Origin of the sequence: Leclercia sp. CFBP8987 (assembly GCF_034044995.2) — a bacterium.
In the GTDB taxonomy this organism is placed as follows: Bacteria; Pseudomonadota; Gammaproteobacteria; order Enterobacterales; family Enterobacteriaceae; genus Enterobacter; species Enterobacter tamurae.
Genome location: NZ_CM188255.1, coordinates 1,673,757 through 1,698,433, shown reverse-complemented (window position 1 = coordinate 1,698,433; position 24,677 = coordinate 1,673,757). Strand labels below are relative to the sequence as shown.

Genomic DNA, 24,677 nt, shown 5'->3' with positions numbered 1-24,677 from the left:
AATGATTTAACGTTTCTCCCTACCCGGCGGCCAACATCCTGCCGGGTCTTCACCTCCTCCCCACCGCAAAGATCAAAAATTCTGTCGACATTGGTTGCATTATAAAACCAAATGACGCAGGCTCTGTTTGGTTTTATTTTGAAACCAATTAACGTTTTTTGAGGTGTTACAATGAGTACACAACGTTCAACGGCTTTGATTACTGGTGCATCTTCCGGGATTGGCGCGGTCTACGCCGACCGTCTCGCCGCCCGCGGTTACGATCTGGTGCTGGTCGCCCGCCGGGAAGCGCGTCTGCTGGCGCTGGCGGAACAGCTGGAGCAGCGCTATGGCGTGAAGGTCACCACCCTGACGGCGGATCTTACCGATGAAACCGGGATCCGCGCCGTGGAGGAGATCCTGCGCAGCAACACCGCTATCGACACACTGATCAACAACGCCGGGACCGCCCAGATGGCCCCCTTCCTCGCGGGAGATGTGGCGCAGCATCAGGCGATCAACATCCTCAACACCACCGCCCTGATGCGCCTGACGTATGCCCTGCTACCGCGTCTGGCGCAGAACAATCGCGGCACGCTGATTAATATCGCCTCGGTGCTGTCGCTCCATGCCCGGACGGGCAGCGCACTCTACAGCGCCACCAAAGCCTGGGTGCTGAATTTTACGCGTGGGCTGCAGGAGGAGTTTGCCGACAGCCAGGTGCGGATCCAGGCGGTATTACCGGCAGCCACCGCCACCGAGATCTGGGAGCTGTCCGGCATCACCGCTGACGAACTGCCCGCCGGGTCGGTCATGACCACCGACAACATGGTGGATGCGGCGCTGGCCGGGCTGGATCAGGGGGAGCTGATCACCATTCCGCCGATGCACGATGAAACCCTGTGGGCACGCTACGAAGAGGCCCGGCTGGCGCTGTTTGCCAGCGCCCGCACCGGCGAACCGGCGCCGCGCTACCTGCCGCGCTGAGGATTACTGCTTAAGCTGGTCGCCGTACTCGTTCATCCCGGTGGCCAGCGTGGACGCTGATCTCAACCCTGCGACATCGCTGTCGCGGGGTTGCAATCTCTCTGGCATAGTGAGGCAGACGCAACCTGCTGAAAGGAAGGAAACTATGCTCGAACTTCGCCCGAACTGTGAATGGTGTGATCGTGACCTGCCCCCTGACGCCCAGGACGCCCGGATCTGCTCCTTTGAGTGCACCTTCTGCGCCGACTGCGTAGAAACCCATCTCAACCATCGCTGCCCCAACTGTCAGGGGGAACTGGTGCGCCGCCCGGTGCGCCCGGCCAATAAACTGATCAACTCGCCTGCCTCCACCGTGCGGGTGCATGCGCAAAAAAGTTCCTGACGCTCCCCGCTTTCTGATGATGAGGTAAATGATGATCCAGCTGCAGACCATCCCGGCACCACGCAATTTTACGGCTGTTGCCCCGGTGTTGCTCACCGATGCGACGATGCTTGAGCGTAAAAATAAGGTGCTGACCCGCATGAGCGAGGCGGGCTTTGACGCCCTCGTGATTTATGCTGATAAGGAGCACGGGGGGAACTTCGAGTACCTGACCGGCTTTGTCCCGCGCTTCGAAGAGGGTCTGCTGATCCTTGATACATCGGGCGCGGCGACGGCGATTCTGGGCAATGAAAACCTGAAGATGGCGCAGCATTCCAGGCTCCCGGTTACGTTAAAGCACTGCCCCTATTTTTCGCTGCCGAATCAGCCGATGGAGAATGAGGCTTCGCTGGAGACGCTGTTCAGCGATATCGGCCTTCACAAGCTGGGTAAAATCGGGCTGGTTGGCTGGAAAATGTTTACCTCAACCGGGGCGGACAATACGCAACTGTTCGACCTGCCGCACTTTATCGTCGAGGCGCTGAAAAACAGCACTGGCGCGAAGCTTGAGAACGCTGCACATCTGTTTATCCGCGGCGATAACGGCGCTCGCGTGACTAACAATGCGAACGAAATCGCCCATTATGAATATGGTGCCAACCTCGCCTCCGGCTGCATGCTGAATGCCATGAACGCGGTAGAGCCGGGGATACGCGAAACCGAACTGGGGGCGCTGCTCGCGGCGGAAGGCCAGTATCAGACGGTAGTCACCATCGCCGCCACCGGGCAGCGTTTTGAGAAGGCGAACTTCTATCCCACCTATAAAAAGCTGGAGCGCGGCCAGCCGCTGTCGATGACCACCGGGTTTAAAGGCGGGCTATCGAGCCGGACCGGATTTGTGATTGCCGATGAGAGCGAGCTGCCTGAAGCGCAAAAAGATTATCTGGATCGGGTGGCAAAACCCTATTTTGCAGCGGTCGCCAGCTGGCTTGAGACTATCCATATCGGGATGCCGGGCGGCGAGATGTATGCCCATATCGAAAAGGTGCTCAATAAAGCGCAGTACGGCTGGCATCTCAATCCGGGGCATCTCAGCGCCGATGAGGAGTGGATGTCCTCCCCGATTTACCCTCACTCCACCGAGACGCTGAAAAGCGGGATGATCCTGCAGATTGATATTATCCCCTCCGTGCCGGGCTACACCGGGGTGAGCGCTGAAGAGAGTATCGCCCTTGCGGACCAGGCATTGCAGGAGAAAATTCAGGCGGCGTATCCTGATGTATGGGCGCGGATTGTGACTCGCCGGACCTACATCCGCGACGTGCTGAAGATTAATCTCGCGGATGAGGTGATCCCGCTGTCGAATACCGTGGCCTATCTGCGCCCGTTCCTGCTGGCGAAGGAAAAGGCATTCACCTGCTGAGCCGTACTTTGCCCGGCGGCGCGGCGCTTGCACGGGCCTACAGGTTTTGTAGGCCCCCGAATTTACTGCAACGCTTCCAGAATGTGATACGCCACCTTCACCCGTTCCGGGTTGGGGTAATTTTTGTTCGCCAGCATCACAATGCCGAGCTGCTTCTCGGGGATAAAGGCGATGTAGCTACCAAAGCCGCCGGTCGCCCCGGTCTTATGCACCCACGAGGCCTTTACCGGCGGCTGTGCCGGGGTGATGGCCCTGGCATCGCGTGCCGCCAGAGCGTACTTATTATCCGCCCCCGCCTCCAGCGTTTGGGAGGTGACCGGCCAGTTCAGCATTTCCCAGCCCAGGCCCTGATACATATCCCCCACCTGCCAGTACCGTGATTGCGCGAGAGCCACCCCCTGTTTTAGCGACGCGTCCCGGATGCCCTCCGGCTGGATGTTGGCCTGCAGCCAGCCTGCCATATCGACGATAGAGGTTTTCACCCCGTAGGCTTCGGCATCGAGCATACCCGGCGAGACGTGGACGGCCTTGCCGTCCCGGTAGCCCCAGGCATAGTTCGCCTGCTCGCTGGCCGGGACGGTGACCCAGGTATGGGTGAGGTTGAGCGGCTTCAGCACCCGGCGGGTGAGCGCCTGCTCGAAATTCAGCGTCGAGGGTTTAACCGCCAGAGCACCAAACAGGCCAATACTGGCGTTGGCATACTGGCGCTTCTTGCCCGGGGCCCACTCCGGGTGCCAGGTCTGGTAGTATTTTTCCAGCGATGCGGCATCGGTGACGTTGTCCGGCACCTGCAGCGGCAGGCCGCCCGCGGTATAGGTCGCCAGATGCAGAAGCGTGATCCCTTCCCACTGCTTGCCTGATAACGCCGACCAGTACTTGCTGGCAGGATCGCTGAGCGCAATCTCCCCGCGCGCCACCGCATCGCCCCCCAGCACCCCGGTAAAGGTTTTGCTCACCGAGCCAAGCTCAAACAGCGTCTGGCGGGTGACGGGCTTGTTCCCGGCCACGTCCGCCTGCCCCCAGGTGAAGAAGTACGGCTTGCCCTGATAAACCACCGCCACCGCCATACCCGGAATTGCCTGCGCCTTCATCAGCGCCGTAATGGTGGGGTTCACCACCTTCGCGATCTGCGCCTCTTCGGTTGTCGCAAAGGCGGAGCCGGACAGAAGAGCAAGGAGCGCGCACAGCAGGGATTTTTTCATCAGGAGTATCTTTTATGAAAAGTGAGGTCGGTATTTTGCAGGCATGACAGCGGAATGTAAAACGGACCAGGGAGCCTGCATGGCCCCCGATTAAGCCCGGCCGAAAAGCAGCCGATCGCCCATACTCATCCCCACTTTGCGTAAATACTTGCCGCGGAAAATTTGCTCCCGTTCCCACTCAGACAGGGCTTTGTCCGTGTCATCAGGCCAGGCTTGCAGGGCATCGCCTAAGGCCAGAGCATTAGCGGCCGCTTTTGAGGTGCTCGCCGCGGTATGAGGCCGGGGGATAGAGGCGGCATCGCCCAGTAAGATCACCCTGCCCTTCACCATCTTATCGACCGCGAGATCGCGTATAGCCTGGGCAAAGGGTTCCTTTGTTGCCTGCACAATGTCGCGGAAGCCGGGCGGGAGGAGTGTTTGTGCTTCAGTATCAAGATGCGCCTTCCAGCGTGCGGCCAGCAGCCCTTCAGGCACGGAATAACGTCGCGCCACACCGTCGGTACCCGTCATGATCGCTTCCCGCTGCGCGTCATCAACGACCCGATACCAGACCCAGTTGTAAAAGCGGTGGCCTGGCCGTAAATCGTTATCCGCACCCGGCACCAGATAGCCCAGAATGTGCGACCCCAGGTTGCTGGCGAAAGCAAAATCGCCATGAAGCTGCTGTCTGGCCCGTTCGGGCATGGCGTTTTCCGGCACCAGCCCGCGCCAGGCGATATACCCCGCGTAGTCCGGCGTGTCGTTCCACAGCAGTTGGCGCACAAACGAACCGTTACCGTCAGCCCCGATAAGCAGATCCCCGGTCTCCCTTGCGCCCCCTGCAAAGTGGGCGGTGACGTGATGATCATCAGGAAACGTGATATCCGTAAGGAGACGATTTTTATGGTAATGAATATCGCTAATCGTCGAGCGCATCAGGGAGTAGATCAATGACCACGAGGTCTGCACCTGGGGGGCATACTGTTTGTGCTCCACCGAGCCGTCAGGGCGAAACACCACTCTGTGCGCTGAGCGCACGCCCAGATTGTCCCAGTCGCGTTCGATGCCGCTGCGGCGGATTAACGCTACCACTTCGGGTTGCAGCACGATGCCGCCGCCCCGGCTGTCGAGATCCTGAGCCGAGCGCTCAAAAATATCGACGTCCCAGCCCGCCTGCTGCAGCATGTTCCCTGCAAATAATCCCCCTAACGAGCCGCCGATAATCAGGGCCCGCTTTCTCGGGTGCATTTCACCGTTCATATTTCGCTCCTTCCCCTTTAAGCCGGTCGCGATAAGCATCCATGATGTAATAGCGGAGCTGATCCACCGGAACGGCGCCCGTCAGCCTGATACCGGCAATATCAAAGGTGGGTACGCTGTTGATATCGCCCTGCCGCGCCAGATCCTCCAGCTGGATCACCTCCGCTTCTCCCGCGGTACTCAACAGATATTGGCGCGCAGCCTCTTTGTCCATCCCACACTCGCCAGCCACATCCACCAGCACATTGAGGTCGCCAATATCTCTCCCCTCCTCGAAGTACGCCTGAAACAGACGCTTAACCAGCAGGGTTCGGGCCTTTCCGGCAGCCGCAAACCGCATCAATCGATGGGCCGCATAGGTGTTAGGCACGCGCTGAATGGCCGGGTAGTTAAAGGTGACATCGTCCGTTTTCCCCTTCTCCACAGTGTGCTCATCCAGCTGATGTGAATATTCCCAGCTGCCGAATTTAGCCCGGCGATAGGCGACACGCTCCATGCCCTCCAGCGGCATGCCCGGGTTGAGCTCCATGGGCAACCAGTCAACCTCAACCTCGACGTCGTCGGGTAACGCCTGCAGTACCTTTTCCAGCCGGGCATCCGCAATCCGGCACCAGGGACAAATAAAATCTGACGTAACGGTAATGGATATTTTCATGTTTCACCTCTCACTGTGGAGAAGGCTAACACTGTTACTTAATGGTGATAATATAGTTAAAACAGCTAACAGAGTTGCGCCATGCGCAACGATTCGGGGAGAGTAAAATGGATATGCTGGCATCGCTTGAAGCCTTTATTACGGTCGTCGAAGAGGGCGGGTTCGCGCCGGCAGGCAGAAAATTAGCGCTGGCGACCTCTTCGGTGACGCGTCAGATCGACGGGCTGGAAAAGGTGCTGGGTACGCAGCTGCTGACCCGCTCGACCCGCAGCGTGGTGCTGACGGCGGCCGGGCATGTCTATTTTGAACACGCGGTGAGGATCCTCAACGACCTGGAGTACGCCAATCAGGAAGTGCGGGACCAGACCGGGGAGCCCCGGGGGGTGTTACGGATCAGCCTGCCGGTCTCGTTTTCCAGGCTGCATATCGCCCCGCTGCTGGCCCCCTTCTCCCGCCGCTATCCGTTAATCTCCCTGGATCTGACCTTTACCGATGAGGTCGTCGATCTGGTGGAAAAGCGGCTAGACTTGACTGTCCGCCTGGGTAAGGTCGACTCCCCTAACCTGATCGCGCGTAAGTTACTTTCCCAGCGTCGGTGCGTCTGCGCCAGCCCGGACTATCTGAAAGCGAATGGCTATCCTGAGGTGCCTGGAGATCTGAAGAATCACAATTGCCTGATCTTTTCCTATTCGTCCGGGAAAACGAAGTGGTATTTCAATGGGGAGAGTCAGATCGCCATTGATGTGAAAGGCACGCTGAAGTGCAACAACTCAGAAATTTTGCGCGAAGCGGTGTTAAGTGGCTATGGCATTGCGCTCCTGCCTGACTGGCTGATCGACAAGGATATTCAGGACGGGAAGCTGATCAGGTTACTGCCGCAATGGCGCACGGAAGTTAACGACGGTGAGGATGATTCCGCGATTTATGCCATCTACCATCCCACCCGCAGGAACACTAAAAAAGTGAAGGTGTTTGTCGATTTTCTGATGGCGCATCTTTCCCCGGAGTCGGAAAGTGAATAGTGCAAATTCAGCAGCGTTGCGTCTGACGCAACGTACTTTTGCGCAAACGTGAGGTTCTGTTATCGCTGGCTGTGCGGTATGTTGATGAATATTCAGGTATAAAAATCGCCACATCCCATTTCTAACGCTGCAATCTGGAGTGACATGTATGTCTAAACCCAAGCTGTTTACACCGTTACGTATCCGCAATCTTGAACTCGAAAACCGTATCGTGATCGCCCCGATGTGCCAGTACTCCGCCGAAGAGGGCTGTATGACTGACTGGCATACCCTTCATCTGGGGCAACTGGCCCAGTCTGGCGCGGGCCTGCTCACCATTGAGGCGGCAGCCGTTTCCCCTGAAGGCCGGATTACCTACGCTGACGTCGGGCTCTATGATGACAAGACAGAAGAAGCGATGGGCCGGGTGCTTGCCACTATCCGTAAGTGGTCAGATATTCCTGTTGGCATCCAGCTGGCCCATGCGGGCCGTAAAGCCTCAACCTATAAGCCGTGGGATAAGCACGGTCAAATCCCACCCGATCAACAGGGCGGCTGGCAGACCTTAGCCCCTTCTGCGGTACCCTACAGCGAAGGCTATACCCTCCCCACCGCTCTCGACAGCAATGGCCTGGCCGAAATTCGCAACCAGTTCGCCGAGGCTGCCAAACGTGCCGCCCGACTGAATATCGACCTGATCCAGATCCACGCCGCGCATGGCTATCTGTTACATCAGTTCTTATCCCCGCTCTCTAACCAGCGCACGGACAATTACGGCGGCTCGCTGGAAAATCGCGCCCGCTTCCCGCTGGAGATCGTCGACGCGGTGCGGGAAGCCTTCCCTGCAGATAAAGCCATCAGCGTGCGTATCTCCGCAACCGACTGGGTCGAGGGCGGATTTAATCTCGAAGAGGCCGTGGAATTCTCGAAAATGCTGGAAGCCCGCGGAGTGGATGCGATTCACGTCTCCAGCGGCGGTCTGCATCCCGATCAGCAGATTGAGGTCTACCCCGGCTATCAGGTGCCGCTGGCACGCGCGGTAAAAGCTGCCGTCAATATTCCGGTGGTGGCGGTAGGGTTAATCACTGACCCTGAACATGCGGAGTCCATCGTCGCCAGCGGGGATGCGGATATCATTGGGATCGCCCGGGGCGCGCTCTACAATCCGCGCTGGCCATGGCATGCGGCGGCGGAGCTGGGTGCCCAGGTGCATGCGCCGGACCAGTATCTGCGCTGCCAGCCGCACACGCTGAAGAATCTGTTCAAGTCCTGATCGTTTTGCAGAGAGAAACCCGTGGCCGCAGCGGACATCAGCCAGGGGATATCCAGTGACGCACAGTTATCCTGCCGTAGTCGGCAGGATAACTGTTTTACCGGGATGACGGCTTTCTGGTGCTGGCGCGAACCTGCAAAGTTGAGGGTAATTCAATGGCGTTATCTGTCGATTTGCCATCCAGTAGATCAAGCAATGTTTTTCCGGCGACAGTCCCCGTTTCACTCCAGGGAAATTCGACCGCAGTCAGCGCCGGTGAGCAAACGGCGGCAAGGGTGCCCCCACTCAAACTAGCCAGTGCCAGCGCGTCAGGCACTTTTTGCCCCGCACCGTGGCAGGCCATAATGCAGCCGCAGGCTATTTCATCAGACGTACAAATCAGCGCATCCAGCTCAGGCCAGGTGATACGAATATCCCCCAGCAGGTTTAAACCGGTCGTAATCCCTGCTGCCAGGTGAGACGTCACCACGCGATGCGGAGAGTGGTTAACCGAGAGCATAGCGCTGTTCCAGCCGCTCAGTACCTGGCGAAACATAATGTTATTGGAAGCAGTGCAAAGCAGGCCGATATTTTTATATCCGGCCTGGACAAGCGATGTGACCAGCTTTTTGATGGCTGCAGCGTAGTCAACGCCAATGCTGACCCAGCTTGCATCACGATTGATGGCACCAATCTCAATTACCGGTACGCCGGTGTTACTGATCATTTGCGAACAACTGCTGATGTTATCGATATTGAACTGAACAATCGCCGCCGGGTTGTAGGCGAGCATTTGCGCAAACGCTTTTTCTTCACTCTGCCCCCCCTGTCCGGACTCGATAAACATCATGCTGTAGCCCTGGGTCGCGAGTACGGTCTGCAGCGTTTCAGAGACGGCAAGAAAGCCCGGAGAGGAAAAAGAGGGGACGACGCCCATCACCAGGCTGGAGTCAGCGGAGGCGAGGCTGCGGGCCTGCAGGTTTGGCACATAGCCCAGCTCGCTCACCGCCGCTTCAATACGGGTGCGCAGTTCAGGATTCACTTTTTCAGGCATACGTAACGCGCGTGACACGGTCATCGTGCTAACGCCGACCAGTTTTGCAACTTCAGCGAGCGTAATTTTACCGGTGTTTTTCCTGCGTTTTTCTCTCGCGCTATCGTCCGCATCTAACGTCTGCACTGATCTCCTCCTTTCGCCTGACTGGGCAGCCATTGTAAATGATGTTTGGCGTTTTGCGCATTGCCCAACTGCAAAGTAATGAGCAGTATCGTTAATAAAGTTAGCGGTAACAAGAATTTTAACATTATTGCCATGTTAGCGCTAACTTTGAGAGGAAGATCACGGTAAGCCATAAAGTCATTCCACTATAGTAAACTCACTTTCAACGCTATCGGGGTATTTATGATTACGACCTGGTTACCTGCAGAAAATATCCAGATTGTGGATTCAGTCAGCGACTGGAAACAGGCCATTAGGTTATCGGCCCAGCCCTTACTGGCGAAAGAGACGATTACTGAAGAATATATTGAAGCCATTTTTAACAGCCATCAGGAACTGGGCCCTTATTATGTTTTAGCCCCTGGCCTGGCGATGCCTCATGCTCGCCCGGAGCAAGGCGCAATTAAAAATGGGTTATCGCTTTTGCATATTAAACAAGGCGTCTCTTTTGACGCAGAAGAGAACGACCCTGTTTACGTTGTGATTATGTTATGTGCGCTTTCAGGTGATGAGCACATCAATATGATTACTGCCCTGGCGGACATTTTTAGCGATGATGAACGACTCTCAGCGCTGCTGAAAGCATCATCAATTGAATCAATTCAACGGGTTATAAATGGATAGTGAGGTAGAGATGAAAAAGATTCTGATTGTTTGTGGTAACGGTTTAGGCAGCAGCTTTATCGTCGAAATGAACGTAAAAAAAATCATTAAAGAGTTGAATAAAGAAGCAGAGGTTTCCCATACCGATCTGACGTCGGCAAAAAGCGAAACCGCCGATATTATTCTTAGCGCCAGGGATATTGCTGAACATCTGACCAGCCATTCTGCACAGGTATTTGGTTTATCTAACCTGCTGGATAACAATAAAATCAAAGAAATTCTCTCCGAAAATCTCTGATTAATTATTTGCGGCCCTACGGAGTCCTTCTATGCTGCAGTTTATTATTCATGATGTGTTAGGCACACCAGCAATACTGGTCGGTCTGTTTTCCCTCATCGGCTTATTATTGCAGAAAAAAGCCTTTTCCGATGTTATTTCCGGAACCCTTAAAACCATTATGGGTTTTGTGATATTAACCTCCGGGGCGGCGATTGTCGCCACTACGTTAACGACGTTTAGCCAGCTGTTTGAGCATTCATTCCATATTCAGGGGGTTGTACCCAATACTGACGCCATGGCGGCGCTGGCGCAGAAAAACTACGGTACCGCGACGGCAATGATTATGGTGCTGGGGATGTTGTTTAACATTGTCCTGGCCCGTATTACGCCGTTGAAGTACATCTTCCTGACGGGGCACCACACGCTCTATATGTCGGCGATGCTGGCTGTCATCCTCTCTGTCGGCGGTCTGTCGCCGTTCTGGGTGGTACTGGTGGGGGCGGTGATCCTCGGCATCATGATGGTGGTATCTCCAGCCATTCTGCAGCCCTTCACCCGCAAAATAACCGGTACTGATGACCTGGCGCTGGGCCACTTTGGTTCAACCGGCTATCTGCTGTCGGCGCTGGTGGGTAAATTGATCGGTAAAGGCAGCCCGTCGATTGAAGCGCTGAAGGTGCCGAAATCACTCAACTTTCTGCGTGACTCCTCGGTCGCCATCTCACTGACGATGATGATCCTGTTCGTGATTCTGGTCCTGGTGGCAGGCAAAGAGTTTGTTGAGACCAGCATCAGCGGTGGTCAGAACTTTATCATCTTCGCCATTATCCAGTCGCTGACCTTCGCGGCAGGCGTGTGGATCATCCTTGCGGGTGTGCGCATGATTATTGCCGAAATTGTCCCGGCCTTTAAAGGCATCGCCGACAAGCTGGTGAAAGATGCCAAACCAGCGCTCGACTGCCCTACCGTCTTTCCGTTCGCCCCGAACGCGGTGATTGTTGGATTTCTGTCAAGCTTTGCCGCCGGTCTGGTGAGTATGTTCCTGTGCCCACTGTTTGGTTTAAGCGTCATCGTTCCTGGCCTGGTGCCGCACTTCTTCTGCGGCGCGACGGCGGGCGTTTACGGCAACATCTGCGGCGGTCGTCGCGGCGCGGTGGTGGGTGCCTTCGCTCACGGTCTGCTGATCTCATTTTTACCTGCGATTTTGCTGCCTATGATGGGCGACCTTGGCTTTGCGTCCACCACCTTTGGCGATGCGGACTTCGGCGTCGTTGGCATCATTCTCGGGCATGTCGTGTCACTGTTTAACTAATTAATGCTATTGGAGGTGCAGTATGGCGGCTAAATTTTCGCCCTCGTTAATGTGTATGGATTTAACGCAGTTCAGAGAACAAATTACGGCCATGAACGAGCGGGCTGATTTTTATCACGTCGATATTATGGACGGTAGTTATGTGAAGAACATTACGCTATCACCGTTCTTTATCGAAAACCTGAAGAAAATTACCGATGTGCCGATTGACGTGCATCTGATGGTGAATCACCCGGAAGATATTATTCCGATGTGCATTGATGCAGGGGCCGATATTATCAGCTTCCATCCGGAGACGGCGAATAACAAAATCTTCCGTCTGCTGAACCAGATTAAAGATGCGGGTCGTCGCTGTGGCGTAGTTTTAAACCCGGCAACCCCGGCGGATGCGATTAAAGAGTACGCCCATCTGCTGGATAAAGTGACCGTTATGTCGGTTGATCCAGGCTATGCGGGGCAGAAATTTATTCCAGAATCGCTTAATAAAATTAAACAGCTGATTGCGATGCGTGAAGCGCAGGGTTACCACTACCTGACTGAGATTGACGGCTCCTGCAACGAGAAAACCTTTAATGTCATCTCCCGATCCGGCGTTGACGTGTTTATTGTCGGGACCTCGGGGCTGTTCTCCCTGGCAGATGATGTCAGTGATGCCTGGGATAAAATGGTCGATATCTACCAGCGCGAAGTCGCCGCCTGAAACTTGCAGCGCGCTCAGCCGTATTGAGCCATGGCGCAGGGCATGGAGTCTATTTAACCGGTCTGTCTCTTTGCCCTCGTTGTTGATTTGTACGGTTGAGCGTGCTGTAACCCTCTTATATTAATGAAGGTGCGTTATGAATATTTCGAATGTGCTTAATATAAATAATATTAAGTTAAATATGATGGCTAAAAGTAAAGAAGAAGCCATTGAAGAATTAACGGATTTATTGGTACGGGATGGTTCTGTTATTAATAAAGATGATTTTCTGAAAGATGTCTGGCTGCGCGAGGAGCAAGGGTCCACTGGATTCGAAAATCATATTGCGATCCCGCATGGTAAATCCTCAGGCGTAGCCCGTACGGCGCTGGCTATTGGACGAACCCAATATGAAATCCCCTGGGAAACGATGGATGGTAGCGATGTCCGCTGCATTATTTTATTCGCAGTTTGTCTGGTGGATCAAAATGCGACTCACATCCGATTACTAGCCCAGGTGTCAGGTTCGCTGGCAGACGAGGAAATAATAGAACAGTTACTGCAGGAAAACGACCCCCAGAAAATTATTGACCTTTTGAACGCTGAAAATGAAGGCGCTAACGCTTAATGTAATTACCACCTCGACCCTAGCATGGCAATAGATTAAACCCTGGAGAAATATCATGAATATCGTTGGAATTACCGCCTGTACTGTCGGTATTGCACACACCTATATTGCGCAGAAGAAAATTGAAATAGCAGCAAAAAAAGCCGGGCACAATGTCAAAATCGAAACGCAAGGCACTATAGGTATCGAGAACGCATTAACCGCGGATGAAATTGCACAAGCCGACATCGTCCTGTTAGCCGCTGATGTAAAAGTGTCTGGTGAAGAACGATTTGCAGGAAAGAAAGTCGTCAAAGTACCAACAGAAATGGCGGTTAAATCTCCAAATAAGCTAATTGAAAAACTCAGCGAATTAGTCAATTCATAACTTTTATCTGTACGTATCCTATATAAATTCAAGGGCGTAACTTATGAATATAAAAGAAATATGGCAAGCAGCTAACCCTAAGGGCCATCTGCTGACGGCTATCTCATTCCTGATCCCCATTGTCTGTGGGGCTGGATTTATTATTGCCATCGGAATGGGTCTTGGGGGTACGGTGCAGGACGCATTAGTCCCAGGTCAATTTGATCTGTGGCAGGCCTTAGCCACCATGGGTGCAAAGGCACTCGGACTCTTACCCGTCGTCATTGCCATCGGTATTTCCGGCTCGATCGCAGGCAAACCCGGTATTGCACCAGGTTTTATCGTCGGTCTGGCGGCTAACGCCATAGGAGCGGGCTTTATCGGGGGGATGATCGGGGGCTACATATCCGGGTATATTGCTCTGGCAATCATAAAAAATGTCAAGGTTCCGGGCTGGGCTCGGGGTTTAATGCCTACATTGATTGTTCCATTTTTTGCATCCATTAGCAGTGCACTGATAATGGTCTACATCATTGGTACGCCTATTGGTCTATTTACAGACGCACTAACCTCCTTCCTGAGAAGTATGGGGACGTCATCTAATTTACTCCTGGGTGCTGTTATTGGGGCGTTGTGTATCATTGACTTTGGCGGACCGATCAATAAAACCTGCTTCGCATTCGTCTTAACGCTCCAGGCGCAGGGTATAAATGAGCCTATTACTGCCCTTCAGTTAGTTAATACGGCCACACCTATCGGTTTAGGACTTGCATTTTTTATTGCCAAACTTCTTCGCAAAAACATCTATAACAACGAAGAGATCGAAATGTTAAAGTCGGCGGTTCCTATGGGAGTCGTCAATATTGTTGAAGGATCGATACCTATCGTTATGAATGATATCGTGCGCGGTATTACTGCGGCGGCCATCGGTGGCGCTTGTGGGGGTGCGGTCACCATGGTTTATGGTGCGGATGCAACAGTACCTTTTGGTGGTGTTTTGATGATCCCTACCATGTCACAACCTATGGCGGGTGTTATGGCATTGCTGGTAAATATCGTGGTAACAGCAACTATCTATGCCGTCATCAAAAAAGACGTTCCTCGTGATGTTGTTATAAACAATGAGCAGGAAGAGGAAGATATCAACCTGGATGACATCAAAATAAGCTAAGTATCCAGGTCACGACGGGGGATAGCGGGCAAAAAGCAAAAAACCCTGCGATATTGCTATCGCAGGGTTTTTCAAATTTGGCGGAAGCGTAGAGATTCGAACTCTAGAACCCTTTCGGGTCGCCGGTTTTCAAGACCGGTGCCTTCAACCGCTCGGCCACGCTTCCAAAGTGAGGCGCACTATAAACATCTCTGCGCGCTATGTAAAGAGGGGAATTGAAGAATTTGATAATGTTCCGGTTTTGCACCCGGCGCACTTTTTTGCACATATGTGCAAATTTTTAGCAAAAATGTAACATTGCGTCGATATATTCCTGACTGTCTTTCACAGCCAGGGATAAACCAGTGTCTTACCCATCTGATATCCACCCACGCCACGGCGCGTGGCAAAAGCTCCGCCATACTCTGTCGATTATCAGTCATGAGCCCGCCAACCTGCTGGCAGTGCTGCTGCTCGGTCTGTTCAGCTGGATAATCCTGGCCCCGGTCGTTTCCGTGTTAATTAATGCGCTGCTGGTGCAGAGCGGAGATGAAGGCCGCACCGGCGCAACCGAAGGGGCATTTACCACGTACTACCTCCTGCGCACGCTGACATCGCGCATGTCCGATCTTCTGCTCTGGACGCCATTACTTAACACCCTCGCGGTGGCGCTGAGCACCGTTGCCATCGCCCTGGTGGTTGGCATCGTGCTGGCGTGGCTGGTGAATCGTACCGATATCGCGGGCCGCAAGTGGTTTGCCACCCTGCTTATCGTGCCCTTCATGCTGCCCTCCTGGACCTTCGCCCTGGCGTGGAGCACCCTTTTCAAGAACCACGCCATCGGCGGGCAGCCGGGATGGCTGGAGGCGATGGGGATCCAGACCCCGAACTGGATGGCTTACGGCTATTTCCCGATTGTGACCATCATGGTGCTGCACTACGCCCCGCTGGTGATCCTGATTGTCGGTAACGCCCTGAAGCGCATGGACAGCCAGATGGAGGAGTGCGCCCAGGTCCTCGGCGCGTCCCGCCGGGTTATCGCCTTTAAAATTATTATCCCGCTGGTCCGCCCGGCGCTACTCTCCGCCGCCCTGCTGATTTTCGCGGACTGTATCGGCGAGTTCGCCCTGCCCTATATTCTCGGCCTGCCGGTGCATTTCGATACGCTCTCTACCGGGCTGTACCGGGCCATCGGCACGCGCCAGTCCGGCGTGGCGGCGGTGATCGCGGCGGTGATCATGCTGATGGGCATGCTGACCCTGCTGCTGGATATGAAAATGCTGCGCGAGGCGAAACGCTTCGTGACCCTGGGCGGAAAAGGGGTGATGGAGCGCCGCCGCAGCCTGGGACGCTGGCGCAGCGCCGCGACCGCCCTGCCGCTGGTATTCGTCCTGCTGGGGGTGGCGATCCCGCTCCTGACCCTGTTCCTGTCGACGGTGATGATCCTTCCGGGCCGCTTCAGCGCCGATAACTTCACCCTCGATTACTGGATTGGTCGCAACCTCGATACCGTGGCCCTGCACAACGGGATCCTGCTGAGCGGCGAATTCTGGCACACGGTGTGGAACACCCTGGTCATTGTTGGCTCGGCCTCCCTCGCCTGCGGCGTGCTGGGGCTGCTGGTGGGTTACGCGGTGCTGCGCTGCCACTTCCGCTGGGTCGCCGCCTGCCTGCGCCAGCTGACCTTCCTGCCCTATCTGGTGCCGGGTATCGCCTTCGCCGCCGCCTTTCTGTCGCTGTTTGCCGTGGCCCGCGGGCCGGTTCCGGCGCTGTACGGCACCCCGCTGATTCTGATCCTCGCGCTGATTGCCGAAAAAATGCCCTATGCCAGCCGCTCCGGCATCGCGGCGATGACCCAACTCGGGAAAGAGGCCGAAGAAGCCGCGCGGATTGCCGGTGCTGGCTGGTTCGCCCGCCTCCGCCGTATTGTCATCCCGATCCAGGCCGCGCCGCTGGCGACCGGGATCCTGCTGCCGTTTATCTCAGGGATTAAAGGGGTCAGCCTGTTCGTTATCCTCGCCACCCCCGCCACGGACGTGCTGACTACCTGGTCCCTGCGCCTGATTGACTACAACTACCAGCAGGCGGCCAATGCCGTGGTGCTGATGATTGCCCTCATTTCATGGGCCGGAACGGTGATGATCCAGAAGATCACCGGCACCGGTCTGGCTGATGGTCTGGAGAAATAAGATGCCCACTATCCACTTAACGAATCTCAGCAAAACCTACCCTGGCAGCGATGCTCCGGCGGTTAATAACATCAACCTGACGGTGAAAGATGGCGAGTTTATGTGTTTGCTGGGGCCGTCCGGCTGCGGCAAGACCACCATCCTGCGGATGATTGCCGGTATCGAACACGCCAGCGGCGGGGAGATAAGCATTGGCGACAGGGTTGTCGACTCCATCGCCCGGGGCACTTACGTACCGCCGGAAAAACGCGGCATCGGGCTGGTCTTTCAGAGCTATGCGCTCTGGCCGCATATGACCGTCGAGCAGAACGTCGATTTCGGCCTGCGGTTGCAGAAAGTGCCGACCAAAACGCGTATCGCCCGCTGCCAGGACGTGATGGAAAAACTGCGCATCGCCGATTACGCCAAACGCTATCCGGCGCAGCTCTCCGGCGGGCAGCAGCAGCGCGTGGCCCTGGCCCGCATGCTGGCGGTTAATCCTGGCGTACTGCTGCTGGACGAGCCGCTCTCGAACCTCGACGCCACCCTGCGCCTGGAGATGCGCGCCGAGCTGCGTCGCCTGCATGAAACCTTTGGCACCACCATTGTGTTTGTCAGCCACGACCAGTGGGAGGCGATGACCCTTGCCACCACCATTGCGGTGATGAGCGCCGGGCAGATGCAGCAGGTAGGCACCCCGGATGAGATTTACGCCACCCCGGCCAACCGCTTTGTCGCGGAATTTATTGGCACCCCGCGCCTGAACATGATCCCGCTTCATCAGCCCTGTAGCGAGCTGGCGCAGCATCTTCAGCGGCGCTTTACCCTGCACGATCAGACCCAGCTCTGCGGCATTCGCCCGGAAGAGATCGTCCTGAGCGCCGAGTCGTGCAGCAACGCCGTTCCGATGACCATCGATAACATTATGCCCACCGGCGGAAGCTGGGTGATTGAGCTGGTGGCGGGCGAAGACCGGCTGTTCCACTCCACTCAGCTGAGACCGCGCTGGCAGGCGCGTCAGCAGGTGCATTGCCAGCTCCCAACCTCGTCCCTGCACTTTTTTAACCGCAACGGACTGCGTCACGACGTGACCGCGAATTAACCTCAATTGACTCTTAAGGAAATCCCATGAAGCGCAAGTTGTCCGCCGTCCTTATCGCCACAGCCCTGCTGAGCAGCGCCATCGCTCAGGCTGAAAACTTCGATCTGCAGAAGCTGATCGCTGCCGCAAAACAGGAGCAGCCGATTACCGTTTACGCCTCGACCGGTAAAATCGTGCAGCAGGCAAAAGCCTTTAGCGAGCAGTACGGATTACAGGCCGTGGGGGTTAAGGCCGATGCGCCGCAGATCATCGAGATCATGAGCCGGGAAGCGCAGGCCAAAAACGTCCGCGCCGATGTCGCTATCGTTGAAGATGCCCCTGCCGGGATGACGCAGTTACTCAAAAAAGGCTATGTTCAGAGCTGGGTCCCGGACGATCTGAAAGGCGACATTGCCCCCCGCTATCAGGATCCCCTCACCGTCGTGCTGGCCCCGAACGTGTTCGCCTATAACACCGATCATCACGCCACCTGTCCGGTGACCAATCTCTGGCAGTTGACCGAGCCGAAATGGCGGGGCCGCGTCGCGATGCAGGATCCTACCAGCAAACCGGCCTATACCGACTGGTTCAGCCAGATGGAAACCCACTATGACCAGCAGGTTCGCGATGCCTATCAGCAGGCGTTTGGCAAGCCGCTGCAAACCGACGAGAAGTCTGCCACCGCGGCCTTTGTGAAGGCGCTGGCGGCCAACGGTGTGCTGCTCACCCACTCCGATAACGATGCCGCATCCGCTATCGGCGCGCCGGACAGCAAAACTGACTTTGTCGGCCTGGTGTCGACCGCCAAGTTCCGCGACAACAAGCAGGGGATGAAGCTGGGTCTGTGCAGCGGCCTCAAGCCGTTTATCGGCTGGAATTACCCGAGCCTCGGCGTGGTGGCGACCGGCAGTAAAAGTCCGAACACCGCGAAGCTCTTTGCCCACTATCTGCTGACCGCCGAAGGCATTGCGCCTCAGGGGGTGGACGGCAAAATGTCCACTAACCAGAAGGTGAACCTCCCCGCCGATGAAGCCTCCGGCATTGAGAAGCATCGCGGCGAGCTGATGGAATACCTGACCGCCACCGCCCAGGGGGACTGGGAAAGCCGCCAGGACTGGCAGGACATCTGGAGCCTGAACTACAAAAAGTAGTTTTCAGCGTACATTTTCATTCTGAACAGGCAGCACACTTTGACTACTCATGATATTGAACAGCGGGAAGCCGCCCTGAAGCGCATTATTGTTGATGCCGGGGATACCGCCCTGCGCTTCTTCCAGTCGCGGAAAGCGGGCGAGTATGCCCTGAAGGGCCATCAGGATATCCTGACCGAGGCCGATACTTTCGTTGAGAAGCAGATTCTGGAAGCCCTTGCCGGGGCGTTCCCGGGCGATCTGATCCTCGGCGAAGAGTCCGCCAGCCAGCCTGCCAGCGCGGAGAGCCTGTGGGTAGTAGATCCCATCGACGGCACCGCCAACTTCGCCCGCGGCATCCCCCACTTTTGCGTCTGTATGGCGTGGGTTCACCAGGGCGTGACCGAGTTGGGGGCGGTTTACAACCCGGTCAGCCAGGAGCTCTATCTGGCCCGTCGCGGTCATTACGCCCTGAAAAACGGTCAGCCGCTGCGCTGCACCGCCATTATCGACCCGCAGCGGGCCGCCGTTGAGCTGGGCTGGTCTGCCCGTCACGGCCAGAATCACTACCTGAAGGTGCTGGGCTCGTTGCTCAGTCTGGGCACCAGCGTGCGCCGGGGCGGCTCCGGGGCGCTGGCGCTGGCCTGGGTGGCAGAAGGTCGCACCGACGGGTATCTCGAAATCCATATGAACGCCTGGGATTGCCTGGCGGGGCTGCTGCTGGTGCGTGAAGCGGGCGGCCTGACGGGGGTGGTTCCTGACAGTGCCGAGGGTATTTTCAACGGCCTGCCGGTGCTGGCCGCCGCGCCAGGCATTGCTGCTGACCTTGCGGCTGCGGCGGGTATTCCCCTGACCATCGAAACAGAGGCGAAGCCCGAGGCAGGCCACTACCCTCGCCCGCCCATCAGCCTGATCGCCGAGGATTTTCCCGGCTGGAACGTGGATATTTATATCGGCGGATCCAGCGGGGTAAGCGATGCGGCCCTGCTGGCTGAACACGATATCGGGATCGTGATTAACTGCGCGGTGAACCTCGATATCGACTGGGTGACGCATCCGGAAGCCGGCGCGCCTGTACAACTGCGTGCTCATGGTTCAGGCCCGGTCCGCTATTACAAGCTGGGGCTGGTGGACGGCGAAGGCAATGCTCCCGAGATGCTGCACGCTGGCTATCAGCTGATGCGTTCGGCCCTGCTCCAGCAGATCCCGGATAAAGCCTCTTACCGAAACCGTAAACGCGGCAATATCCTCGTCAACTGTCGCGGCGGACGCAGTCGCTCTGTGGCCCTGGTGGCGCTGTTTATGCATCTGGAGTGCCCGGAACGCTTCCCGACGCTCGATGCGGCCATCGATCTTATCCGCGACCGACGCCAGCTCCACCCGGACGAGTGGTATGAAACGCCGAAGCCGTCGCTGATCCGCCTGGCCGAACATGCCATTATCCGCGAACGAGCCCTCGCCGGAGTGGAACAGCGTCATGAGCAATAACAGTCTGAGGAAAAATCCCGGCTTCGCCAGCGCCACCGAGGTGGCGCGCCTGGCGGGGGTTTCCCGTTCTGCGGTATCGCGAACCTTTACGCCGGGCCGCAGCGTGTCTGAGGATACCCGGCGTAAGGTGCTGGCCGCCGCCGAAGCGCTGAATTATCACGTCAACCATCTGGCGCGGGGGCTCTCCCGGGAGGAGAGCCGCCCGGTCTGCATTCTTGGCGGCAATCTGTCGTACCCCTGGCAGTCGAGCCTGCTTGACCACCTGACCCGCCGCCTGCACCAGGCCGGACGCGCGGTGATGGTGATCAACACCGACGACGACGAAGCGAGCGCCAGAGAGGCACTGCAGCAAACCCTGAACTATCGTTCAACCGCCACCATCGTGCTGTCGGGCAAACCGCCCGCGTCCCTGATAGAGCTGTGCCTGCAGAGCGGACAGCAGGTGATCGCGATTAACCGCATGGGGCAGTTCCCCAGCGCGGACAATATTGATATCGACTACAGCTTGACGATGCAGGAGGCCTGTGACCACCTGATAGCCGCACATTGCCGCCGTCTGGCGGTTGTCTCCTCCTCCACCCGTTCCCCGAGCATGATTACCCGCGAAATGCGCTTTCTGGAGGCCGCTGCCGAAAGGAACACCGAGGTCACGCTGATCCGCCCCGGCAGCGCCAGTTACCAGACCGGCGTCCTCGCCGCCCGGGCGTTGCTCGGCCAGGCCTCACCGCCGGACGGTGTCTTCTGCGTCACTGACTTAATCGCCTGCGGATTTATCGATGCCGCACGCCACGAGTTTGGCCTGCGCATTCCAGAGGAGATCAGTGTTATTGGTTTTGATGACATCGAACAGGCCAGCTGGCTGGGGTATCAGCTGACGACTTTCGCCCAGCCGCTGGCAGAGATGGCGGAGGCGGCCTGTGAGATGCTGCTCGCCGCGGATGCCGAACAACCCGCCAGCCGGGTGTTTACGGCGCGTCTGGTGGAACGGAGGACTACGGCTCCTGCCCGGCGGCGCTGCGCTTGCACGGGCCTACAAAAACCGTAGGCCGGGTAAGCGAAGCGCCACCCGGCGCAGCAAGATGCGGTGCGGTCTGATGCCCTCACCCCGACCCTCTCCCACGGGGAGAGGGCGCACACACTAAAAACGGCAACGTTGCGTTGCCGTTTTGCTTTTACCTTAGAACCACGCCTCCCACATCGCGCCGACGTTGAAGTCGTCCAGCGTTTCGTCCTGGGTATTGTTCACGCGCGCGGTGCGCTCGTTATCCACCTTGCCGCCGGTGGCGTAGAAGCGCAGCATCGGACGGAATTCCGGGCCCATGGCGATAGAGATGTTCTGCGACAGGGTCAGCTTCCAGCCCTTGTTATCCCCGCCGTTGTCGTAATCCACATGCTGCCAGCCCGCCTCCAGCCAGGTGGAGTGCACGTCGTTCCACCAGTGCATCGGACGCACGATGGCGTTGTAGTTCTTGCGGTTGTCGGTGCTGTCCCGGCTGTTGTCGTAGTCGTGGAAGGCCAGAATGTACTCCACCTGGGTCGCCTGGGTGAACTTGTGCAGCCCTTCGAAGCTGGCGTACACCGTGGTCAGATCCTCGGTTTTGTTGAACACGCTGTTGTCCGAGTTATCGGAGTAACGGGCGATCACTTTGTTGACGCCGCTGTCGTTGGTGTGGCTCAGGACCACGCCGCCCTGCCAGGCATTCATCCGCTCGTCGGTGTCGATGGCTTTCGAGTCAAAGCCGTAGTTGGCGTACAGCTCCAGGTCGAGCGGGCCGAGCTTCATGCCGTGAATTTTGGAGGTGGCGGCGTAGTTGCCTTTGTCGCCGGTGCCGGAGCCGCCGGTACAGGTGATGCGCGACGGGTTGGCTTCATCGTCCATCACTTCCGGGCTACAGGATTCCACCGCTGCCACGGTGGCCACGTCAAACTGCACGCCGCCGATGTCGAAGTTCTTCACCCCGGCACCCTGGCCGTCGTGGTTCATCCAGAAGTAGTCGTTGATGCCCTGCTGCGGACGCTGGTGGAAGTCACGCCCCGCCCACAGATAGGCGTTCGGGTTGGATTCCAGAATGTTGGTCACCCCGGCGTAGGCCTTTTTCAGGTTAACCTCGTCGCCCCAGTGGTCGATCATCACGTTGACGTCCCAGATGGCCCCGTTTTCGCCCTTGAAGACTTTCGAGAGCTGGAATTCACCGCCGTTGCTTTCGTTACCCAGACGGCCAATCGCCGAGGCGCCGTTGTAGGAGCCGTCCACCGCGACATATTTCTGATCGGCGGCCTGGAAGTGCGCGCCGTAGCGGGCATAGCCGGTAAATTTAATCCCGAACGGGATCGCCATATCCGGGGACTGGGCGGCACTCTGGGGTTCGGTGATGACGTCGGCTTTTTTCGCCACCGCGGCATCCATTTTCGCCTGGCGATCCGCCAGGGCTTTATCCACCGCTTTGGCCACAATGGCGTCGATTTGCTCCTGCGTAAATTCCTGCGCGAGGACAGAAATTGGGCAAAGCGCGGCGAGAACCGCCATTGTTAAGGGAAGTTTTTTAATCATATTCATGGTTATCTCAATATATTTAAATTTTATTCAGACAATAACCACCCCGTTCCGGATGGACAGAATATGTCGCTATCATCAGAACAAGTTGATTTTTATTTTTTAGGGGCCAGAGGATTCACACTATTATCGTAAGGCTATCTCCTTCACTCAAATTTATTATTCAAAGCGCGCTTGTACCAACCGCGGAATGCGGCAAATAATCGACAGGGACATACCCTCCATTTTCCATGCCGCTTGCTCAATTACGTTATTTCACTATCAGAGTAAGATAATGCTCAAACGTGAACCTCGTCGCAAAAATACCCTTATGCCTCGACGATCACAGAAATAAAAAAACATAATTACTTAATTTAAAAACGTAATGGATTCTCCCGTGCCACCTGTGTCAGAAAGAGCCTAACATTCATAAAACAAATCGGAGATCGGATTAGAATGAGTAAAACGATAATGCAAAGCCGGCATGATGAATATCATAAATTATCTCGCGGGGAGCGCATTGGTTACGGGATGGGAGACTTTGCGCAAAACCTGGTATTTGGCACGATCGGGGGTTTTCTGGCGCTTCACATGCTGACGGTAAATACTATCGGGACAGCCACGGCGGGATTCATATTTCTTTTTGTCCGCATCATCAATGTGTTTTGGGATCCGATGGTAGGAACCTATGTTGACAAAAGAAGTTCAAAGGCCGGAAAGTATCGTCCCTGGATTTTAAGGGCGGGCGTGCCGCTGGTTATTCTTTCCGCTTTACTTTTCGCGCCGATTCCTGGCGTCAAAGGTTCCGTTCCCTTTGCATTTATCGTTTATCTGGCCCTGGATCTCGTTTATTCCGTTGTGAATATTCCTTATGGTTCACTAAATGCCTCCTTAACGAGAGATCCTGAATCTATTGATAAACTGACCAGTACGCGCATGATGCTGGCAAACAGTGCCAATCTTCTGGTCTATACCCTCTTTCCGATGTTTGTCCAGATGGCCTCGCCAAAAGATCGTAGCCTCAAGGATACGGGGTTTTTTGGGCTTGAACTCAATATGGGGAATTACACCGATCCCTCAGCGAATTACGCCTGGTTTGGTGTTTACTCGATTTATATGATAATCGGAGCGGTTGCACTTTTCATTTGCTACAAATTTACCAAAGAACGCGTTGTTGCCTCTGCTGAGCAAACGGCGAACGTTAAAACGACAGATTTATTCCTCGAACTCAAAAATAATCGCCCCCTGGTTATTCTCGGACTCTTTTTCATGCTGGCCTTTACATTCATGTTCTTCATGAACACGGTAAACGGCTTTTTCAATCAGTATGTTGTCGGCCATTCTGAATGGATGGGCGCCGTTGGCCTTGTTGCTTCAATTCCGGGCATTCTGTTCCCCATTTTCTGGCCAAAGCTTAAGAAAATTTTTGGCAAAAAAGGGTTCTTCCACATTTTCCTGGGCATGTTTATTGTGGGGGAATTATTGACTTACGTTTGGTCACGCGAGGGTATGCATGATGCACTCTGGCTGGCTTATATCGCTACGTTTATTAAACAATGGGGCTTAACCTCGGCGACCGGATTTATGTGGGCACTGGTCCCTGAAGTCATTGCTTATGGTGAACTGAAATCAGGCAAGCGCAATGCTGCCATCATCAATGCCATTATGGGTCTCTTTTTCAAAATTGGTTTTACTATCGGCGGCGCGATTCCACTGTGGTTACTGGCTGTTTATGGCTTTAACGAAACAGGTGCGCAGCAAAGTGCGACTGCTATCGACGGTATAATTATCACCGCGGTCTGGATCCCTATCGTTTTAGCCTTTATCTCGATGATCGTTATCCATCTTTATCCAATCTCAGATAAACATGTCACAGATATTAATCGTCAGCTTGATGAGATCCGCGTCTGATTATATTTTCATTGAAAAGCCTCAGAACACGATAAGTCAGTAAAATTTAA

23 protein-coding genes and 1 tRNA gene are annotated in these 24,677 nt (G+C 55.8%); 18 read left to right on the top strand and 6 right to left on the bottom strand.

Features of this window, described 5'->3' with window-relative positions:
- Window positions 1-171 precede the first annotated feature (171 nt).
- The 3 genes from SOM40_RS07980 (at window position 172) to SOM40_RS07970 (ending at window position 2,750) form a co-directional block, all read left to right on the top strand.
- Window positions 172-966, top strand: a complete 795-nt coding sequence (locus SOM40_RS07980) for an SDR family NAD(P)-dependent oxidoreductase (protein WP_320457088.1) — start codon at window positions 172-174, stop codon at window positions 964-966.
- Between the two features lie 145 nt (window positions 967-1,111).
- Window positions 1,112-1,348 (top strand): DUF1272 domain-containing protein, encoded by a 237-nt coding sequence (locus SOM40_RS07975; protein ID WP_106992650.1) that lies wholly within the window; start codon window positions 1,112-1,114, stop codon window positions 1,346-1,348.
- Between the two features lie 28 nt (window positions 1,349-1,376).
- Window positions 1,377-2,750: a M24 family metallopeptidase gene (locus tag SOM40_RS07970; RefSeq protein WP_320457089.1), complete on the top strand. Its 1,374-nt coding sequence runs from the start codon at window positions 1,377-1,379 to the stop codon at window positions 2,748-2,750.
- Window positions 2,751-2,812: 62 nt separating this feature from the next.
- Here SOM40_RS07970 and ampC read toward each other — a convergent pair whose 3' ends face one another.
- The 3 genes from ampC to SOM40_RS07955 form a co-directional block, all read right to left on the bottom strand.
- On the bottom strand, window positions 2,813-3,955 hold the full coding sequence (ampC, locus tag SOM40_RS07965) for a CMY2/MIR/ACT/EC family class C beta-lactamase (RefSeq protein ID WP_320529776.1): 1,143 nt from the start codon (window positions 3,953-3,955) through the stop codon (window positions 2,813-2,815).
- 87 nt (window positions 3,956-4,042) lie between these two features.
- Window positions 4,043-5,191, bottom strand: a complete 1,149-nt coding sequence (locus SOM40_RS07960; protein ID WP_320457090.1) for an FAD binding domain-containing protein — start codon at window positions 5,189-5,191, stop codon at window positions 4,043-4,045.
- Entirely contained in the window at window positions 5,181-5,846 is a 666-nt protein-coding gene (locus tag SOM40_RS07955; protein WP_320457091.1) for a DsbA family oxidoreductase, read from the bottom strand. Before SOM40_RS07955 ends, SOM40_RS07960 begins: the two co-directional genes overlap by 11 nt.
- Window positions 5,847-5,953: 107 nt before the next feature.
- Between SOM40_RS07955 and SOM40_RS07950 the strand changes: the two genes are divergently transcribed.
- Both SOM40_RS07950 and SOM40_RS07945 read left to right on the top strand, forming a co-directional pair.
- Window positions 5,954-6,868, top strand: coding sequence for a LysR family transcriptional regulator (locus SOM40_RS07950; RefSeq protein WP_320457092.1), 915 nt, complete (start codon window positions 5,954-5,956; stop codon window positions 6,866-6,868).
- 148 nt (window positions 6,869-7,016) lie between these two features.
- A complete protein-coding gene (locus SOM40_RS07945; protein ID WP_312079209.1) occupies window positions 7,017-8,120 on the top strand; it encodes an NADH:flavin oxidoreductase/NADH oxidase in 1,104 nt (367 codons plus the stop codon).
- A gap of 97 nt (window positions 8,121-8,217) precedes the next feature.
- On the opposite strand, the gene SOM40_RS07940 is transcribed toward SOM40_RS07945, so the two are convergent.
- On the bottom strand, window positions 8,218-9,279 hold the full coding sequence (locus SOM40_RS07940) for a LacI family DNA-binding transcriptional regulator (protein ID WP_225759116.1): 1,062 nt from the start codon (window positions 9,277-9,279) through the stop codon (window positions 8,218-8,220).
- A gap of 222 nt (window positions 9,280-9,501) precedes the next feature.
- Between SOM40_RS07940 and SOM40_RS07935 the strand changes: the two genes are divergently transcribed.
- From SOM40_RS07935 to SOM40_RS07905, 7 genes are all read left to right on the top strand, one after another.
- Window positions 9,502-9,942 carry a PTS sugar transporter subunit IIA gene (locus SOM40_RS07935; RefSeq protein ID WP_320457093.1) on the top strand — a complete coding sequence of 147 codons (441 nt, stop codon included), beginning with the start codon at window positions 9,502-9,504 and terminating at the stop codon, window positions 9,940-9,942.
- Window positions 9,943-9,952: 10 nt separating this feature from the next.
- On the top strand, window positions 9,953-10,219 hold the full coding sequence (locus tag SOM40_RS07930) for a PTS sugar transporter subunit IIB (RefSeq protein ID WP_320457094.1): 267 nt from the start codon (window positions 9,953-9,955) through the stop codon (window positions 10,217-10,219).
- Window positions 10,220-10,250: 31 nt separating this feature from the next.
- Window positions 10,251-11,513, top strand: a complete 1,263-nt coding sequence (gene ulaA / locus SOM40_RS07925; protein WP_225759119.1) for a PTS ascorbate transporter subunit IIC — start codon at window positions 10,251-10,253, stop codon at window positions 11,511-11,513.
- Window positions 11,514-11,535: 22 nt separating this feature from the next.
- The gene (gene alsE / locus SOM40_RS07920; protein ID WP_313824704.1) at window positions 11,536-12,213 is read left to right on the top strand and encodes a D-allulose 6-phosphate 3-epimerase; all 678 of its coding nucleotides are present in this window, start codon (window positions 11,536-11,538) and stop codon (window positions 12,211-12,213) included.
- Window positions 12,214-12,349: 136 nt separating this feature from the next.
- Window positions 12,350-12,820 carry a PTS sugar transporter subunit IIA gene (locus tag SOM40_RS07915; RefSeq protein ID WP_313824703.1) on the top strand — a complete coding sequence of 157 codons (471 nt, stop codon included), beginning with the start codon at window positions 12,350-12,352 and terminating at the stop codon, window positions 12,818-12,820.
- Between the two features lie 55 nt (window positions 12,821-12,875).
- Window positions 12,876-13,187: a PTS fructose transporter subunit IIB gene (locus tag SOM40_RS07910; protein WP_225759122.1), complete on the top strand. Its 312-nt coding sequence runs from the start codon at window positions 12,876-12,878 to the stop codon at window positions 13,185-13,187.
- 43 nt (window positions 13,188-13,230) lie between these two features.
- On the top strand, window positions 13,231-14,337 hold the full coding sequence (locus SOM40_RS07905; RefSeq protein WP_320457095.1) for a PTS fructose transporter subunit IIC: 1,107 nt from the start codon (window positions 13,231-13,233) through the stop codon (window positions 14,335-14,337).
- A 78-nt stretch (window positions 14,338-14,415) separates the two neighbouring features.
- Here SOM40_RS07905 and SOM40_RS07900 read toward each other — a convergent pair.
- A tRNA-Ser gene (locus tag SOM40_RS07900) sits at window positions 14,416-14,503 on the bottom strand.
- A 178-nt stretch (window positions 14,504-14,681) separates the two neighbouring features.
- Between SOM40_RS07900 and SOM40_RS07895 the strand changes: the two genes are divergently transcribed.
- Genes SOM40_RS07895 through SOM40_RS07875 form a run of 5 tightly spaced genes read left to right on the top strand, consistent with a single transcriptional unit; the run spans window position 14,682 to window position 21,228 of the window.
- Window positions 14,682-16,505, top strand: a complete 1,824-nt coding sequence (locus SOM40_RS07895) for an ABC transporter permease (RefSeq protein ID WP_166182064.1) — start codon at window positions 14,682-14,684, stop codon at window positions 16,503-16,505.
- 1 nt (window position 16,506) lies between these two features.
- Complete coding sequence (locus SOM40_RS07890; RefSeq protein WP_106992643.1) at window positions 16,507-17,586, top strand: ABC transporter ATP-binding protein; 1,080 nt, start codon at window positions 16,507-16,509, stop codon at window positions 17,584-17,586.
- 26 nt (window positions 17,587-17,612) lie between these two features.
- Window positions 17,613-18,716 carry an ABC transporter substrate-binding protein gene (locus SOM40_RS07885; RefSeq protein ID WP_320457096.1) on the top strand — a complete coding sequence of 368 codons (1,104 nt, stop codon included), beginning with the start codon at window positions 17,613-17,615 and terminating at the stop codon, window positions 18,714-18,716.
- A gap of 39 nt (window positions 18,717-18,755) precedes the next feature.
- The gene (locus tag SOM40_RS07880; RefSeq protein ID WP_320457097.1) at window positions 18,756-20,183 is read left to right on the top strand and encodes an inositol monophosphatase family protein; all 1,428 of its coding nucleotides are present in this window, start codon (window positions 18,756-18,758) and stop codon (window positions 20,181-20,183) included.
- Window positions 20,173-21,228, top strand: a complete 1,056-nt coding sequence (locus SOM40_RS07875; protein WP_320457098.1) for a LacI family DNA-binding transcriptional regulator — start codon at window positions 20,173-20,175, stop codon at window positions 21,226-21,228. Before SOM40_RS07880 ends, SOM40_RS07875 begins: the two co-directional genes overlap by 11 nt.
- A 132-nt stretch (window positions 21,229-21,360) precedes the next feature.
- On the opposite strand, the gene SOM40_RS07870 is transcribed toward SOM40_RS07875, so the two are convergent.
- Complete coding sequence (locus tag SOM40_RS07870) at window positions 21,361-22,740, bottom strand: carbohydrate porin (RefSeq protein ID WP_501050614.1); 1,380 nt, start codon at window positions 22,738-22,740, stop codon at window positions 21,361-21,363.
- A gap of 447 nt (window positions 22,741-23,187) precedes the next feature.
- On the opposite strand from SOM40_RS07870, the gene SOM40_RS07865 reads away from it, so the two are divergent.
- A complete protein-coding gene (locus SOM40_RS07865) occupies window positions 23,188-24,627 on the top strand; it encodes an MFS transporter (RefSeq protein ID WP_320529777.1) in 1,440 nt (479 codons plus the stop codon).
- Window positions 24,628-24,677 lie beyond the last annotated feature (50 nt).

Excerpts from the sequence above, each read along its gene's own strand:
- SOM40_RS07905 (WP_320457095.1), top strand. The coding sequence starts at position 13,231 with ATGAATATAAAAGAAATATGGCAAGCAGCTAACCCTAAGGGCCATCTG.
- alsE (WP_313824704.1), top strand. The coding sequence starts at position 11,536 with ATGGCGGCTAAATTTTCGCCCTCGTTAATGTGTATGGATTTAACGCAG.
- SOM40_RS07915 (WP_313824703.1), top strand. The coding sequence starts at position 12,350 with ATGAATATTTCGAATGTGCTTAATATAAATAATATTAAGTTAAATATG.
- SOM40_RS07980 (WP_320457088.1), top strand. The coding sequence starts at position 172 with ATGAGTACACAACGTTCAACGGCTTTGATTACTGGTGCATCTTCCGGG.
- SOM40_RS07875 (WP_320457098.1), top strand. The coding sequence starts at position 20,173 with ATGAGCAATAACAGTCTGAGGAAAAATCCCGGCTTCGCCAGCGCCACC.
- SOM40_RS07885 (WP_320457096.1), top strand. The coding sequence starts at position 17,613 with ATGAAGCGCAAGTTGTCCGCCGTCCTTATCGCCACAGCCCTGCTGAGC.
- SOM40_RS07865 (WP_320529777.1), top strand. The coding sequence starts at position 23,188 with ATGCAAAGCCGGCATGATGAATATCATAAATTATCTCGCGGGGAGCGC.
- SOM40_RS07960 (WP_320457090.1), bottom strand. The coding sequence starts at position 5,191 with ATGAACGGTGAAATGCACCCGAGAAAGCGGGCCCTGATTATCGGCGGC.
- SOM40_RS07910 (WP_225759122.1), top strand. The coding sequence starts at position 12,876 with ATGAATATCGTTGGAATTACCGCCTGTACTGTCGGTATTGCACACACC.
- SOM40_RS07950 (WP_320457092.1), top strand. The coding sequence starts at position 5,954 with ATGGATATGCTGGCATCGCTTGAAGCCTTTATTACGGTCGTCGAAGAG.
- ulaA (WP_225759119.1), top strand. The coding sequence starts at position 10,251 with ATGCTGCAGTTTATTATTCATGATGTGTTAGGCACACCAGCAATACTG.
- SOM40_RS07930 (WP_320457094.1), top strand. The coding sequence starts at position 9,953 with ATGAAAAAGATTCTGATTGTTTGTGGTAACGGTTTAGGCAGCAGCTTT.
- SOM40_RS07870 (WP_501050614.1), bottom strand. The coding sequence starts at position 22,740 with ATGAATATGATTAAAAAACTTCCCTTAACAATGGCGGTTCTCGCCGCG.
- SOM40_RS07935 (WP_320457093.1), top strand. The coding sequence starts at position 9,502 with ATGATTACGACCTGGTTACCTGCAGAAAATATCCAGATTGTGGATTCA.
- SOM40_RS07955 (WP_320457091.1), bottom strand. The coding sequence starts at position 5,846 with ATGAAAATATCCATTACCGTTACGTCAGATTTTATTTGTCCCTGGTGC.
- SOM40_RS07970 (WP_320457089.1), top strand. The coding sequence starts at position 1,377 with ATGATGATCCAGCTGCAGACCATCCCGGCACCACGCAATTTTACGGCT.
- SOM40_RS07945 (WP_312079209.1), top strand. The coding sequence starts at position 7,017 with ATGTCTAAACCCAAGCTGTTTACACCGTTACGTATCCGCAATCTTGAA.
- SOM40_RS07975 (WP_106992650.1), top strand. The coding sequence starts at position 1,112 with ATGCTCGAACTTCGCCCGAACTGTGAATGGTGTGATCGTGACCTGCCC.
- SOM40_RS07890 (WP_106992643.1), top strand. The coding sequence starts at position 16,507 with ATGCCCACTATCCACTTAACGAATCTCAGCAAAACCTACCCTGGCAGC.